We start from the raw sequence: 14,817 nt of genomic DNA, 5'->3' as shown, positions 1-14,817 counted from the left end.
CCTGTACACCTGCAGGCTTAAAAACACACAAACTGCTGAAATTCAATATATTAACTTTCATTTTTCTGATTTTTGATTCTTGACCATCCAACGCCCAATTTGAGGAGCATTAGACACCAAAAGAGACCCCAAAACTAAATGGACTACACGAACAAACCAATAATTCCCTGTTTGCACCTATTCATAGGAGGTTTCTTTAGTCGTTGCTTTAAACTAAAACCACGTATTCCTCAAGTACACTATTATTTAGTTGACCCTATAAATTTAACAAAAATACAGCTATTTATTTGCTGCTCTCTTAGTGGATGAATTACTTTCTTTTGTATTGCCTTTTATATTTAAGCATTCTTGAATATTAACGCTATTGCTATTCCTATAAATTTTTATTTTGTACTTTAGCGAAAACTAATAACATTATACAACAACCTAAATAACTATGGATATTAACTTCAATAAAAACGAAGATCACAACAAGTTATTGCTTTCAGATTTAAAACGAAAACTAGCAAAAGTTAAACTTGGTGGAGGTGAAAAAAGAATTGAAAAATTACACCAACAAGGAAAAATGACAGCCAGAGAGCGCATTGATTATCTATTAGACCCTAAAACTAATAGTATTGAAATTGGTGCTTTTGCAGGAGATGAGATGTATGAAGAACACGGAGGATGTCCTTCTGCTGGTGTTGTAGTCAAAATAGGTTATATCAAAGGAAAACAATGTATCGTTGTAGCCAATGATGCTACAGTAAAAGCAGGTGCTTGGTTTCCGATTACAGGAAAGAAAAATTTACGCGCACAAGAAATTGCCATAGAGAATAAACTTCCAATTATTTACTTGGTTGATAGTGCGGGAGTATATTTACCCCTTCAAGATGAGATTTTCCCAGACAAAGAACACTTTGGAAGAATTTTCAGAAACAACGCCATCATGAGTAGCATGGGCATCACGCAAATCGCTGCTGTAATGGGAAGTTGTGTTGCAGGTGGTGCTTACTTACCCATCATGAGTGATGAAGCGTTAATTGTAGATAAAACGGGGAGTATTTTCTTAGCAGGAAGCTATTTAGTAAAAGCAGCCATTGGCGAGAGTATTGATAATGAAACCCTAGGTGGCGCAACGACACACTGTGAGATTTCAGGTGTTACAGATTACAAAGCAAAAGATGATAAAGACGCTTTAGATACCATCAAGAATATCGTAGATAAAATTGGTGATTTTGACAAAGCAGGTTATAATCGAATTGCAGCTAAAAAACCCGCTGCAGATCCAAATGAAATTTATGGTATTTTACCTAAATCTCGTGCAGAGCAATACGATATGATGGAAATCATCAAGCGTTTAGTTGATGAGTCTGAATTTGAAGAATACAAAGCGGGATATGGTCAATCCTTGATTACGGGCTATGCTCGTATTGATGGATGGGCGGTTGGAATTGTTGCCAATCAACGCAAAGTAGTAAAAACGAAAAAAGGTGAAATGCAGTTTGGAGGAGTGATCTATTCGGATTCTGCAGATAAAGCGACTCGTTTTATTGCGAACTGTAACCAAAAGAAAATTCCTTTGGTATTCTTGCAAGACGTAACAGGATTCATGGTAGGTTCTAAATCAGAACACGGAGGAATTATCAAAGACGGAGCGAAGATGGTGAATGCAGTATCTAACTCTGTGGTTCCTAAATTTACAGTAGTTGTAGGAAACTCTTATGGAGCAGGAAATTATGCAATGTGTGGAAAAGCTTATGACCCACGTTTAATCTTTGCTTGGCCAAGTGCTGAACTTGCTGTAATGGGAGGAGCTCAAGCGGCAAAAGTATTGTTGCAAATTGAAGCTTCTTCTTTAAAAGCGAAAGGACAAGAATTATCTGCGGAAGAAGAACAAAAATTATTCGATAAGATTAAAGCGAAATACGACAAACAAGTATCGCCTTATTATGCTGCTGCTCGCATCTGGACAGATGCTATCATCGATCCATTAGATACGAGAAAGTGGATTTCTATGGGAATCGAAGCGGCGAACCATGCGCCCATCGAGAAACCGTTTAACTTAGGTGTGATCCAAGTATAAGTATACAAAAATCGGCAATTTAAAATTGCCGATTTTTTTTTTGATTTTTTATAACTTTTTGAAGTTGTAGAGGTTGTCAATTAAAGACTATTTGCAAAAAACAAACCTCAACGCCTCACCTTCTCAACGCCTCACAAAAAAACAAACCTCACAAAAAACAAACAAAAACCCCTTCAACTAACCCAAATAAAGGTCAAATTAGTTTTTAAGTCTGAAAATACAAGAACTCGCTACGCTCAAACACCTTTTATTTTTACAGCCTTTTCAAACATTTGACGCTCTTTATTTGACTTGCGTTGAGGTTAAATTGTCTTTTGTAAAGATATTTTTTTCTTTTAAGTAAATTGGTTTTCTATTCTCTACTAGGAAAAAGATGATCTCATAACGCATTACTTGTATGATAGGTAGGTTGCTTTTTTGTTTTTGTGAAGTTGTAGGGGTTATCAATTAAAGACTATTTGCAAAAAAGCAAACCTCACCATCTCATCCTCTCACCATCTCATCCTCTCACCGCCTCACAAAAAACTACACATACAAAATATACGCTAACGAACTTACCGAAATAAAGATCCACAACAAGACCCCTTCAATAAAAGGTTTAGCACCCGCATTTTTCACTGTTCTAAAGGATAGCGAAGTTCCAATTAAAAAGAGTGTTAGCGTCAAAGCAGCTTTGGATAGTTCTACGATATAAGGACCTAAAGGTTGAATAAAAGGAATATAGGAATTAGCGAGCATGGCTAAGACAAACAACCCAATAAAATAAGGTATTTTCACTTTAGAGCCTTTATTTTTGAAGAGCATGGTAGATAAAAAAGCTACTGGAATCACCCATAGCGCACGGGCTAATTTAACCGTTGTAGCGACTTCTAAGGCCTCATCTCCATATTTAGCAGCTGCACCAACCACCGAACTCGTATCGTGAATAGCAATCGCCGACCAAAGTCCAAAATCGACTTGACTCAATCCCAACGCATGACCAATAGGCGGAAATATAATTAAAGCGACTGAATTCAGGATAAATACAATCCCCAAAGCGACAGATATTTGTTTTTCATCTGCATCAATTACAGGGGATACAGCAGCAATCGCACTACCTCCACAAATCGCTGTTCCCGAAGAAATTAAGTAGGATATTTTCTTGTCAATTTTCAATAATTTCCCTATTCCAAATCCTAAAGTTAACGTTAAGAAAATGGAGAAAATCGTCAAGACGAAGCCATCCTTTCCTGCAGCTAAAGCACTGTACACGTTCATTCCAAATCCCAATCCAACTACAGCAATCTTCAATAGGAGTCCTGTAGCCTTTTTCGTTTGTTTGGCATAGGGATTTTCAAAAATTTGTGCATAAATGATTCCCAACACCAAAGCCGTTGCAGAAGAAATAAAAGGAAACAAGCTTAGAAGAGCTAAGCCCATGAATATTATTTTACTACCGAGTGCAGTATTGCTATTTTGTACTGTCATAACTATGTATTTTCAACCCTACAAAGGTCAATCATCTATACTAGCGAGAAAAATACATAATAGTTATCAGCTATAACTTTAGGTTATATGACTTAATGAATCGTATAAATAATTCTACTAAGGCACTTTCTTGTCCTTGACGTTGTACAATACTGAATTTTCGTCTGATATCTAAGCCATTAATATCCACTACAACTAATTCGTTGTATTTTAATTCTTTGAGAATAGCATGAATGGATAAAAAGGCAAAGCTATCGGAGTGTTTTAAATACATTTTGATACTTTCAGTACTAGAGAAATTCATTTCATTGCGCAACTGATTGAGTGAGATCCCTAGGTGATTTAAGTTGCTTTCAATCACGTCTAATGTACCTGATCCTGCTTCCCTTAATAGGAAAGAATACTCTTTTAATTCATGAGGTTCGATGATTCCTGTTTTGAACTTCGGGTTATCTGCTCGACAAACTAGTACAATTTCATCGTCAATAAAGTCGATATACTTGATTTGCGGGTTTTTGGAACAGCCTTCAACAACTCCAACATCAATGTTTTTACTCAAGAGCAATTGCTCGATGACTGCTGAATTTTCGGAGAGGATATCCAAGTGGATATCGTGTACTTTACCTCTAAATTCAGCTAACAATGGCGGTAAAACATATTGAGAAACCGTGGTACTTGCACCAATACGCAAATTGCCATCCATTTTAGCATTGAGTGCATGCATGTCAAACTCTAAATTGCGGTACGTGGAGAAAATATCCTCAGCATACGTATACAACAATTGCCCAGATTCGGTTAAGCGAATAGTAATTCCATCTCGTACAAATAATTTGGTTTGATAATGTCCTTCTATTTCTCGAATGTGTTTGGAAACAGCTGGTTGAGAGATTAATAGTTCTTTGGCCGCTTTGGTAAAGCTTTCTCTTTTTGCCACGGTATAAAAAACTTTCAACCGAAAATCAAACATAGTTTTCTCTATTAAATGATACTTCTATTAGGAAGCAATATCTGTTGTATAAACAAAAATACTGAAAATAATGGATGCTTCGTGTTTTTTTGTTTTGGTAGCGGAAGTACATTGATTCATAGCATTACATTGATTACACTAGTGAACAAGTCTTTTCAATCCTATTGAACCCATTGTATTTATACTAATATTCATCCTTCTCTTACGGAGTATATATCCGTACAACACCCCATTATAAAAAAAGTTAGGTTTCCCTAACTTTCACTTATCTTGTTTTCAACCATCCCGTAATACTATAGCGGGGTTTATTTACTGTTCGAACTTCATGTTCGATCGATTTACTGTCAAAAATCACCAATCGCCCTGGTAAAGCATAGACGATTTCCTCTCGTTCATTCCCTTGTTCATCAGGTAAAAATAAGACTAATTCCCCACCGTTGGCAGGAGTCCAATCTTGCTCATTTAAATATAGAACAACAGATAAAGTACGGCGTGTATCTTTGTGAAACACATCCAAATGACGTTGGTAACCCGTTCCAACAGGATAACTCGCATAGTGAAACTCTCCTTCTTTGATTCCCAAGAAACAAGTGCGATTGACATAAGCAATAAATTCATTCATCTTTTGGAAGTACATTGCTTCTACCTCATCAGGTGCCTGTTCATTCAACCATAAAATAAAATCCCCTCTCACCTCTTCTACTATTTGCTCTTCACTTGCCTGTCCAATCGCTGCTTTTTTAAACACTTGTAAATCTTGTTTCATAAAAAAATTTGCGCGTAACAGGTTTATTTCCTCTTCAGTGAAAAAACAATCGACTACAGCATATCCACAATTTACTAAATCGTGTATTATTAACTCATAAAATGAATTTACTTCAAAGTCACTCATATATCATTAGATAAAAACTAAGCAAAAATAATTTACAACACAAAAAAAATAATGCGAGTATGGCACTTTTTTTTAGTTGTTTCTGCGTTAATTTTTTCTTAAAGAAATCGACTCCCTCTTTCACAAAGCACAAAAAAACACGCCAAATAAGCGTGTTTCTCGTTATACTACTGAAATAATATGTTTATTTGACAATGTAATTTTCGTCAGGCAAGACTAACGCAGGAAGCGGTAAGTCTGAAATTTCTGATAAGGAATAAGCGATATTACTACACATTTGATCCAAGGCCAAATCATTTTCTTCTTCACCAAAAGGTTCCGCAATTTCCGCAACTACCGCATCTAGCGCAATGAAAGTATAAGCGACAAAAGTTACAAAGAATGGCATAGTCCATACAATTAAGTCAATCAACCCAAAAGGAAGTAGGAAGCTATACACGTAAACAGTACGATGCAAGATAATAAAGTATACAAATGGAATCTTAGTATGCACAATGCGCTCACAAGCAGCAAGTACAATCGACAATTGTTCAATATTTTGATCTATTCTCGCCTGTGTAATTGAATCTATACGCCCTGCTCTATACTGTTCATTGACCCATTTCGTCAATTCGCTCAATAAAAAAGCAGGTTTAAAACGCTTAGTCAACATCTCTTGATACATTTCTTCCGTTAGATAAGAACGCACAATCGTCCAGTCCGTTTTATTTCTCAGTTGTTTATTCAATACATAACAAAATGCAATAATTAACTGAATACCCTTTTGTTTCTCTTTCAAAGTAAAACTGTCGTCTTCTTTGATGAAATGCAATATCTGAAAAGCCAAAGAGCGAGTGTAAATGACTAAACTTCCCCATTGTTTTCGTCCCTCCCAATACCGATCATAGGCTGCACTATTGCAAAAACCCAAGAAGATAGCTAAGGAAATCCCTACTAAGGTAAATGCTCCAACATTTAGGGGTATAATAATCTCTGGAAAAAAGTAATGACTCCAATAGACTAACCAAGAAAAAATAAAGATGGCTAATAAAGTAGGCGCAATCTTCTTCAACACAGACCCTTTCCAAATAAAAAGCATTTGAACAATATGCTTTTTGTCTCTAACTATCATATGCTATAGAATTTATATCCTACAAAATTAATCTATACTGAGGGAAAAATAGCCCCTAGCACACCAAAAATAAAAACAAAATAAAAACGCCGTGTAGAAACTTGATAAGTACCTATCAACTAACTATTCCTAAATATTATTTTAGATAAATCTAAAATAATATTTCAACAAAACTAAATAACTCCTATATTTGTACAGGTAAACTTCACTTCATTAAGTAAAAAGACCGCTTAAACCCAGATATAATTCCATTAATTACAAAAGAAACAAAAATGAAAATCGACTTACAATTACCTGCATTACCCTATGAAAAAAATGCACTCACACCTTTAATTACAGCAGAAACCTTTGATTATCATTATGGTAAACATCATGCTACTTACGTCAATAACCTCAAAGAGCTGATTCAAGATACCCCCTTACTTGAAAAATCTGTACCTGAAATCATTCTGCACAGTTACCAAACAGGAGATATAGCACTTTTTAATAATGCTGCTCAACACTGGAATCACACCTTCTTTTGGCATAGTTTATCTCCTTTTGGCGGAAAGGTTCCTACAGGAAAAATCAACGACTTAATCATCCGGGATTTTGGTAGTTTTGACCATTTCAAGACACTTTTCACTACAACAGCGACCAAGCTTTTTGGTTGTGGATGGACTTGGTTAGCTCAAAATGAGGACGGTAAATTGGAAATTATCCCTTTAAAAGAGGCGCATACTCCTTTGACACTCAACAAAACGCCTATTCTAACCTTAGACGTTTGGGAACATGCGTATTACATTGACTATCGAAATGCAAGGCCTCAATTTATTGCCAATTTTTGGGAAATCGTCAACTGGGAATTTGCGAATCAAAATTTAAAATAATTATGAGCGATACTTGTATAAATCACCTAGAACGTTATTGGAAAACCTTAACGGTATCCAGTAATGAAAAATTCAACCAGGCAAACTATCTGGAAGCCTTAGAAGGATACAAAGAAGCACTGTATAGAGCTGAAGTACTAAATAACCATCGGGAATTATGCCTGCGATTAAAAATCCCTGTTATTCAAGTGTATATCATTTCGTGTAACAACTTAGCCCATACCCACGAAGAACTTCAAGAACTTAATCAAGCACATGCCTATTTAAAACGCGTCATTTACTTTTTGATTTACCTTGTGGAACATATCGCAATTTCAACGGAATCCATTCAAGGAGACCTCAAACAAGCACTACTTGCTTATGCCGATTTTAAACAGCGTAATCAATATTATCCGCTAGAAGATACTACATTAGATCAATTGATTCAAACCTTACCTCGATAGGGTCGTTCTTTGTGAGGCGGTGAGATGGTGAGGTGGTGAGATAGTGAGGTGGTGAGATGGTGAGGTGGTGAGATGGTGAGGTGGTGAGGTGGTGAGATGGTGAGATGGTGAGATTTGTGAAATCATGGGTTTTATCGATTAAAGAAGATGAGATCAGACTTTACTCATAACCCCATAACCCATAATGGTGAGACATTCTTCTTTAAGCGAAGAAATCATCAAAAAAACCTCTAACAAAAAAGCGAAAAGAGTAATGCGTTGTGAGATCATCTTTTTCATAGCAGAGAATAGAAAATAAATTTATTTAAAAGTGTAAATCATTTTTACAAAAGACAATTTAACCTCAACGCAAGTCAAATAAAGAGCGTCAAATGCTTGAAAAGGCTGTAAAAATAAAAGGTGTTTGAGCGTAGCGAGTTCTTTTATTTTCAGGCTTAAAAACTAATTTGACCTTTATTTGGGTTAGTTGAAGGGGTTTTTGTTTCTTTTTTACCCTTAAAAAAAGAAAGGGTTGCTCTTTATGAGGGTTTGTTCTTTGTGAGGCGGTGAGGTTTGTGCTTTGTGAGGTTTGTGCTTTGTGAGGTTTGCTTTTTATGAGGATTGCTCATCGTCTCACCATCTCACCACCCACCACCTCACCATCTCACCATCTCACCACCTCACCACCTCACCATCTCACCACCTTCACAAAAAAAATCTTTCCTTCCCTTTTTTGGTACAGTTTATGAGGGGTATTATTTACGATTCGATCAAAATTAAGTACTTTTACTTTTTATATTATTCATTTTTTAAACGGAACTTGACATGCAAGAAAAACAAGAAAAGCCTATTTCGCTAACACAATCATTAATTCCTGTCGTATTACTCGTGATATTACTAGCTATTAATGTTTATGTATTCCGGGATGACGCTTTATCGGGAACCAATCAATTCATTTTGTTATTGGGTGGTGCCATTGCAATTCTTGTAGGAATGTACAATCGCGTTTCTTATGATAAGATTTTACAGCAAATTGTCAATAATGTACGTGATACGTCAAATGCCATTTTTATCTTACTCCTTGTAGGTGCTTTATCAGGCACTTGGTTATTGAGTGGTATTATTCCCAGTATGATTTATTATGGTTTAGAGATTCTACATCCTTCCATTTATCTACCCGCTTGTGTGATCATTACTTCTATTATCTCTATTGCAACGGGGAGTTCATGGACTACTTCGGCTACTGTCGGAATAGCGCTTGTAGGAATTGGTAATGCCTTGGGTATGCCCTTGGGTGTAATTGGTGGAGCCGTTGTTTCAGGAGCTTACTTTGGTGATAAACTATCCCCCTTATCTGATACGACAAACTTAGCGCCTGTGATGGCGGGCACCGATTTGTTTACGCACATTCGCTATATGCTATATACCACAGTACCAACCTATACTGTGACCTTGATTTTGTTTATTATTTTGGGGTTTATTTATGGTTCAGAAGGGCAGGTAAATACAGCAGAAACATTGGATGCAATTAGCACTACCTTTCACATTACCCCACTTCTATTTATTGTTCCTCTATTGGTTATTGTACTTATTGTCAAAAAAGTACAACCAATTGCGGCTTTATTAATTGGTACTCTATTAGGAGCTGTATTTGCCTTGATTTTTCAACCTTCTATTGTTCTGGCAGTTGCAGGTGGTCAAGAATTTAATTTCTACAATGCCTATAAAGGAACAATGCTCGCTTTAACTACAGATATTCGCATCTTATCGCCATTAGAAAGCCTCAATGGATTATTTGAAGCAGGAGGTATGGCGAGTATGTTGAATACAGTATGGTTAATCTTATGTGCGATGTTTTTTGGTGGAACAATGGAAGCAATTGGTGCGTTGCAGAAAATATCAACGGCTTTACTATCCATCGCCACTAACATATTTGGTCTATTTGCCAGTACTGTTGCTAGCTGTTTAGCGGTAAATATCACAACGTCTGATCAATATTTATCCATTGTGGTACCTGGAAAAATGTTTGCGGAAGCTTACAAACAAAAAGGACTTGCCCCAGAAAACTTAAGTAGAACGCTGGAAGATTCTGGAACGGTAACCTCAGTATTAATTCCTTGGAATACCTGTGGTGCTTATCATGCAGGGGTTCTTGGTATTCCTACCCTCACTTATTTACCTTATGCCTTTTTTAATTACTTAAGTCCTTTTGTTACTTTGTTGTATGCGGCTTTTGACATTAAAATAAGACGTTTAATCAACAAAGAAAAAGAACAAGTCGATCTAATAGAAGAGAACAACTAGCGCCTATATGCTTTATTCGCGCGTTTTCTTTTCTATGTCAACGTAATATTTCTATATTGAGTCCATATTGAGTCTATTAAAATGCGCATTTTTATGGACTCAATATGGACACACTACCTATTATTCCCCGCTAACTGCTAGTTAAAACAAGTTGTATTTTTCTTGCTGACTTTTCATGCTTCTAAGCTACAGCGGATTGAATATACAAAATAGCATTGAAATTTCTCCTTTTTAAACACCACTATGCTGTTTAATGAAGTCGATTATCAATGGCTAGTCGTTCTCTAACTCGATATTCATTCGGGGCTATGCCCATTTCTTTTCGAAAAAATTTTGAAAAGTAACTTGGTGATGGATACCCCAATTCAAAAGCAATTTCGGCTATATCTTGAGTGGTATTAATCAATAAAAGTTTAGCATATTCCACATTCACTTCATTAATCAACTGCTTAGCCGAACGTCCAATGATCTTTTTGATGCACCGATTTAAATAGTTCTCCGATAAACACAATTGATTGGCATAGTAACCCACTGATTTTTCTCTAATATGCATAGCTATAACCAATTCTTTAAACTTAAAGGCAATTTCTAAATCCCTTGAATTAAATGTGTAGTTATCTGTATAATAATTTAATCGAGATAAAATAGAATAAAAGATAGGCACATAAATAGCTGGCCTATTTTCAGGGAGGCCCAATTCACCATACAACAACAATAAACTAGCTGTTATCGCTTGTGTATCATAATAATTAAATTTGTAAAACGGAACATACTTCACCTCTTCTTTTTTGTCATACATCAACAGATATTGGGTAAAAATATCGGATTCATAAAAGACGATAAAACCTTTAACATCTTCTGATAAGTACTGGGTAGCTGTCCACACTCCTTGCTTAACGTGGAGGCACTCCCCTGCCACTATGCGATAATTTTGAAAGTTGATCAACTGCTCAAATTCACCCTGAGCTAAATAAATGATAAAGCTAAAGGCTGTTCGATAAGGATTTACAGGTTTTACAATTCCCGTTAAATATTCTTCTATTTTATAAACTTGCAGCGAGTTCGTATTACTTAAAATCGCAAAATCAAGATAAGGCAAGTATCTTTTTTTATAATCGTAACTAGATAAAATCGTAGAAACTTCTTTCATATAAAAATACAGTAAAAAATACGGTTAAAGGTAAGTAAAAATAAGACAATTTCGCATGGCACGAAAAAGGAAAGTATTGGCATGATATGGCTATTTACTAGCATGCTATCGTTAATTATTTTTGCATAAAACTTTAAGAACTATGTATTTAACTCACCAAGAAAAGGAGAAAATGCTTCTTTTATTTGCGGCTATTGTTGCAAAAAACAGAAAAGAAAAAGGACTAAAACTAAGTTATCCAGAAGCTGTTGCTTACCTATCTGGACATGTCATAGAGGGGGCCAGAGAAGGAAAGACGGTGCAACAATTGATTGAAGAATGCAATCAATTACTGACAACTGAGGATGTTATGCATGGAGTTCCTGAATTAATTGAGCAATTACAGGTCGAAGCGATGTTTGTAGATGGCACAAAATTAGTATCACTTAACAACCCAATAAACGGAAGGGGTGCCACCTTAATCCCTGGCGCATACGAATACGCAGAAGATGACATTAGTCTATCTGAAGGAAGAAAGCGCCTGACCATCAAAGTAATTAATACGGCGGATAGACCGGTACAAGTAGGCTCCCACTTCCATTTCTATGAGGTGAATCCAGCTTTAGATTTCGACAGAGCACAAACAAAGGGATACCACCTTGATATTGCCTCTGGTTTATCCGTTCGCTTTATGCCCGGGGTTGAAGAAACCATTGACCTTGTTTCCTACGGTGGAGCGCAAATCATTCACGGTTTTACAGGAAAAATAAATGGTTCGATTTAATTTAAATGAGTAAGAAGTAATATGAAAAAAATATCACGTAAAGAATATGCTAGCTATTTTGGACCAACTACAGGAGACAAAATACGCTTAGCAGATACCGATCTTTGGATCCAAATTGAAAAAGATTATACCACGTATGGAGATGAGTTAATTTTTGGCGGCGGAAAAGTAGTACGCGATGGTATGGGACAACATCCTTTGGCTACGAAAGACCAAGTATTAGATACAGTAATTTCCAATGCGATAATTTTAGATCATTGGGGCATTGTAAAAGCAGATATTGGTATTAAAAACGGAGTTATTGTTGGCATTGGAAAAGCTGGAAATCCGTTAACGATGGATGGGGTGTCACCGGATATGATTGTGGGTGTTGGAACGGAATACATCGCAGGAGAAAATCTCATTGTAACTGCAGGAACGATTGATACACATGTACACTACATTTGTCCACAACAATTTGATGTTGCCCTACAATCGGGTACAACAACTGTAGTTGGAGGAGGAACAGGACCTGCTGCTGGAACTTTAGCAACCAACTGTACTTCAGGCGCATGGCATTTGCAACGTATGGCCTTAGCTACGGATAAAATTCCAGTAAACTTCATCTTTTTAGCCAAAGGAAATAGTTCAAGTGCAGTAGCTTTACACGAAATTGTCACTGCAGGGGCAGGAGGAATGAAAATTCACGAAGATTGGGGAAGCACACCTTACGTCTTAAACAAATGCTTAGAGGTGGCAGACGAAGCGGATATCCAGGTTTGTATTCACACCGATACCCTAAACGAAGCAGGATTTGTAGAAGACTCCTTGAATTCTTTTAACGGTCGATCTATCCATACTTATCACACAGAAGGTGCAGGTGGTGGACACGCTCCCGATTTACTAAAAGTGGTTGAATACGATAATATCCTTCCTTCTTCTACTACACCAACCAATCCTTTTACCATCAATACCATTGATGAACATCTGGACATGATGATGATTTGTCATCACTTAGATAAAAATATTCCAGAAGATATTGCTTTCGCCAAATCGCGTATTCGCGAACAAACGATTGCTGCAGAAGGAATTTTACACGATATGGGCGCTATTTCCATGATGAGTTCTGATTCTCAAGCGATGGGCCGAATTGGAGAAGTGGTAACACGTACTTGGCAAATTGCTGATAAGATGAAGAAAGATTTTGGTCCTTTGCATCCCGATACGACTAGCGATAATTTCAGAGCAAAGCGTTATGTAGCGAAATACACCATTAATCCTGCAATTACACATGGTATATCAGACTATGTAGGCTCTATTGAAGTTGGTAAAATGGCTGATTTAGTTTTCTATCGACCTTGTGCCTTCGGAATAAAACCGGAAATGGTGCTTAAAGGAGGGGTAATTGCTTATGCGGGAATGGGAGATCCTAATGCCTCTATTTCTACACCTCAACCTTATATGTATCGCCCAATGTGGGGAACCTATGGCAAAGTAGTTGGAGAAATTTCTGTTCTATTTGTTTCACAGCAAGCCATTGATAATGGTGGATTACAGGAATTAGGTGTTGAAAAAGCATTAAAAGCAGTGAAAAACACCCGCCAAGTGAAAAAATCAGATTTGATTCACAATGCAAACCAACCTCATATTGCTATGAATCACGAAACGTATGAAATTCACATTAATAATCAACCTGTTTCTATACAACCTTCTAAGTCCTTACCATTAAGTCAATTGTATCATATTTAAGAGGAAGGAGCAAATAAGGGATTTTCAATAGTCAAAGAACAAACTTTCCTTTGCTATAATTAGAAAAAAAGGCTAAACTTAATAATAAGTTTAGCCTTTTTTTATGCGGTTTGACTTTGGCGGATACCTATAATGATTTACAATTCTCCTCCTCCACTCAACAAACTACTCCATCTCTATTTTATAACAAATTCTTCACACCTCTTCTTCTTTTTTCTTTGTATATTTAGGCTCGTCGAAATTTGATATACGACTGAGCGTACAGCCATAAAACTGGGTTCAACACTATAAATAAAACTTATAGTAAAATAAAAAACAATAATCAGAAATAATAGTATAAGCCACTTTTGTGGGCTACTTTTGTATTAGAAATAAGAAAGAAAAAACAAATATTAACTTTAAAAAAATAAATAATATGTCTTTAGTAGGTAAAAAGTTTCCAAACATTACAGTAGATGCAATTTCAGAAATGGGTGATAATTTAAGAATCAACATTTTCGAAGAAGCTACAAAAAATAACAAAAAAGTATTATTATTCTGGTATCCAAAAGATTTCACTTTCGTATGTCCAACAGAATTACATGCTTTCCAAGAAGCTCTTCCTGAATTTGAAAAAAGAAATACAATGGTAATTGGAGCATCTTGCGATACAAACGAAGTACACTTTGCTTGGTTAAACACAGCAAAAGACAACGGAGGTATTGAAGGAGTTACTTATCCTATCATTGCTGATACACAAAGAAACTTATCTTCTGTATTAGGAATTTTAGACGTAGAGAGTGAAGTATACAACGAGGAATTAGATTCAGTTCAAATCGAAGGATCAAACGTTACATACAGAGCAACTTATTTAATTGACGAGACAGGAAAAATTTTCCATGAGTCAGTAAACGATATGCCATTAGGAAGAAACGTAAATGAGTACGTACGTTTAATCGACGCTTACACACACGTTCAAACACATGGTGAAGTATGTCCAGCAAACTGGGAAGAAGGAAAAGATGCAATGAATGCTGACAGAAAAGGTGTTGCTGATTACTTAAGCAAACACTAATTAAATACTAACGTAAAAAAACTTA

General features: G+C 36.2%; 12 protein-coding genes. 7 read left to right on the top strand and 5 right to left on the bottom strand.

Going from position 1 to position 14,817, the window contains the following annotated elements; all coding sequences use genetic code 11:
• Positions 1 to 436 precede the first annotated feature (436 nt).
• A complete protein-coding gene (locus tag AWV75_RS05230; RefSeq protein WP_002985701.1) occupies positions 437 to 2,065 on the top strand; it encodes an acyl-CoA carboxylase subunit beta in 1,629 nt (542 codons plus the stop codon).
• A 525-nt stretch (positions 2,066 to 2,590) separates the two neighbouring features.
• On the opposite strand, the gene AWV75_RS05225 is transcribed toward AWV75_RS05230, so the two are convergent.
• The 4 genes from AWV75_RS05225 to AWV75_RS05210 all read right to left on the bottom strand — a co-directional run bounded on the left by AWV75_RS05225 (position 2,591) and on the right by AWV75_RS05210 (position 6,502).
• A complete protein-coding gene (locus AWV75_RS05225; protein WP_060873376.1) occupies positions 2,591 to 3,532 on the bottom strand; it encodes a YeiH family protein in 942 nt (313 codons plus the stop codon).
• A 70-nt stretch (positions 3,533 to 3,602) separates the two neighbouring features.
• Positions 3,603 to 4,499, bottom strand: coding sequence for a LysR family transcriptional regulator (locus tag AWV75_RS05220; protein WP_060873375.1), 897 nt, complete (start codon positions 4,497 to 4,499; stop codon positions 3,603 to 3,605).
• Positions 4,500 to 4,764: 265 nt separating this feature from the next.
• On the bottom strand, positions 4,765 to 5,391 hold the full coding sequence (locus tag AWV75_RS05215) for a 2OG-Fe(II) oxygenase (RefSeq protein ID WP_060873374.1): 627 nt from the start codon (positions 5,389 to 5,391) through the stop codon (positions 4,765 to 4,767).
• 184 nt (positions 5,392 to 5,575) lie between these two features.
• A complete protein-coding gene (locus tag AWV75_RS05210) occupies positions 5,576 to 6,502 on the bottom strand; it encodes a bestrophin family protein (protein ID WP_060873373.1) in 927 nt (308 codons plus the stop codon).
• Between the two features lie 272 nt (positions 6,503 to 6,774).
• On the opposite strand from AWV75_RS05210, the gene AWV75_RS05205 reads away from it, so the two are divergent.
• From AWV75_RS05205 to nhaC, 3 genes are all read left to right on the top strand, one after another.
• Entirely contained in the window at positions 6,775 to 7,371 is a 597-nt protein-coding gene (locus tag AWV75_RS05205) for a superoxide dismutase (protein WP_060873372.1), read from the top strand.
• Positions 7,372 to 7,373: 2 nt separating this feature from the next.
• Positions 7,374 to 7,814, top strand: a complete 441-nt coding sequence (locus tag AWV75_RS05200; protein WP_060873371.1) for an undecaprenyl diphosphate synthase family protein — start codon at positions 7,374 to 7,376, stop codon at positions 7,812 to 7,814.
• 804 nt (positions 7,815 to 8,618) lie between these two features.
• Positions 8,619 to 10,097 (top strand): Na+/H+ antiporter NhaC, encoded by a 1,479-nt coding sequence (gene nhaC, locus AWV75_RS05195; RefSeq protein ID WP_060873370.1) that lies wholly within the window; start codon positions 8,619 to 8,621, stop codon positions 10,095 to 10,097.
• Between the two features lie 250 nt (positions 10,098 to 10,347).
• On the opposite strand, the gene AWV75_RS05190 is transcribed toward nhaC, so the two are convergent.
• Entirely contained in the window at positions 10,348 to 11,247 is a 900-nt protein-coding gene (locus AWV75_RS05190; RefSeq protein ID WP_060873369.1) for a helix-turn-helix domain-containing protein, read from the bottom strand.
• Positions 11,248 to 11,389: 142 nt separating this feature from the next.
• Between AWV75_RS05190 and AWV75_RS05185 the strand changes: the two genes are divergently transcribed.
• The 3 genes from AWV75_RS05185 (at position 11,390) to AWV75_RS05175 (ending at position 14,792) form a co-directional block, all read left to right on the top strand.
• Entirely contained in the window at positions 11,390 to 12,010 is a 621-nt protein-coding gene (locus AWV75_RS05185; protein WP_082711036.1) for an urease subunit beta, read from the top strand.
• Positions 12,011 to 12,031: 21 nt separating this feature from the next.
• The gene (gene ureC, locus AWV75_RS05180; RefSeq protein ID WP_060873368.1) at positions 12,032 to 13,738 is read left to right on the top strand and encodes an urease subunit alpha; all 1,707 of its coding nucleotides are present in this window, start codon (positions 12,032 to 12,034) and stop codon (positions 13,736 to 13,738) included.
• A 415-nt stretch (positions 13,739 to 14,153) separates the two neighbouring features.
• Complete coding sequence (locus AWV75_RS05175; RefSeq protein WP_002985718.1) at positions 14,154 to 14,792, top strand: peroxiredoxin; 639 nt, start codon at positions 14,154 to 14,156, stop codon at positions 14,790 to 14,792.
• Positions 14,793 to 14,817 lie beyond the last annotated feature (25 nt).

This window comes from Myroides odoratus (genome assembly GCF_001549985.1).
Classification (GTDB): domain Bacteria; phylum Bacteroidota; class Bacteroidia; order Flavobacteriales; family Flavobacteriaceae; genus Flavobacterium; species Flavobacterium odoratum_A.
Note: the sequence above shows the minus strand (reverse complement) of the source record. Positions and strands in the feature narration are given on the sequence as shown.

Coding starts and splice junctions, on each gene's coding strand:
- AWV75_RS05210 (WP_060873373.1), bottom strand. CDS start 6,502: ATGATAGTTAGAGACAAAAAGCATATTGTTCAAATGCTTTTTATTTGG.
- AWV75_RS05175 (WP_002985718.1), top strand. CDS start 14,154: ATGTCTTTAGTAGGTAAAAAGTTTCCAAACATTACAGTAGATGCAATT.
- nhaC (WP_060873370.1), top strand. CDS start 8,619: ATGCAAGAAAAACAAGAAAAGCCTATTTCGCTAACACAATCATTAATT.
- AWV75_RS05220 (WP_060873375.1), bottom strand. CDS start 4,499: ATGTTTGATTTTCGGTTGAAAGTTTTTTATACCGTGGCAAAAAGAGAA.
- AWV75_RS05230 (WP_002985701.1), top strand. CDS start 437: ATGGATATTAACTTCAATAAAAACGAAGATCACAACAAGTTATTGCTT.
- ureC (WP_060873368.1), top strand. CDS start 12,032: ATGAAAAAAATATCACGTAAAGAATATGCTAGCTATTTTGGACCAACT.
- AWV75_RS05215 (WP_060873374.1), bottom strand. CDS start 5,391: ATGAGTGACTTTGAAGTAAATTCATTTTATGAGTTAATAATACACGAT.
- AWV75_RS05185 (WP_082711036.1), top strand. CDS start 11,390: ATGTATTTAACTCACCAAGAAAAGGAGAAAATGCTTCTTTTATTTGCG.
- AWV75_RS05200 (WP_060873371.1), top strand. CDS start 7,374: ATGAGCGATACTTGTATAAATCACCTAGAACGTTATTGGAAAACCTTA.
- AWV75_RS05205 (WP_060873372.1), top strand. CDS start 6,775: ATGAAAATCGACTTACAATTACCTGCATTACCCTATGAAAAAAATGCA.
- AWV75_RS05190 (WP_060873369.1), bottom strand. CDS start 11,247: ATGAAAGAAGTTTCTACGATTTTATCTAGTTACGATTATAAAAAAAGA.
- AWV75_RS05225 (WP_060873376.1), bottom strand. CDS start 3,532: ATGACAGTACAAAATAGCAATACTGCACTCGGTAGTAAAATAATATTC.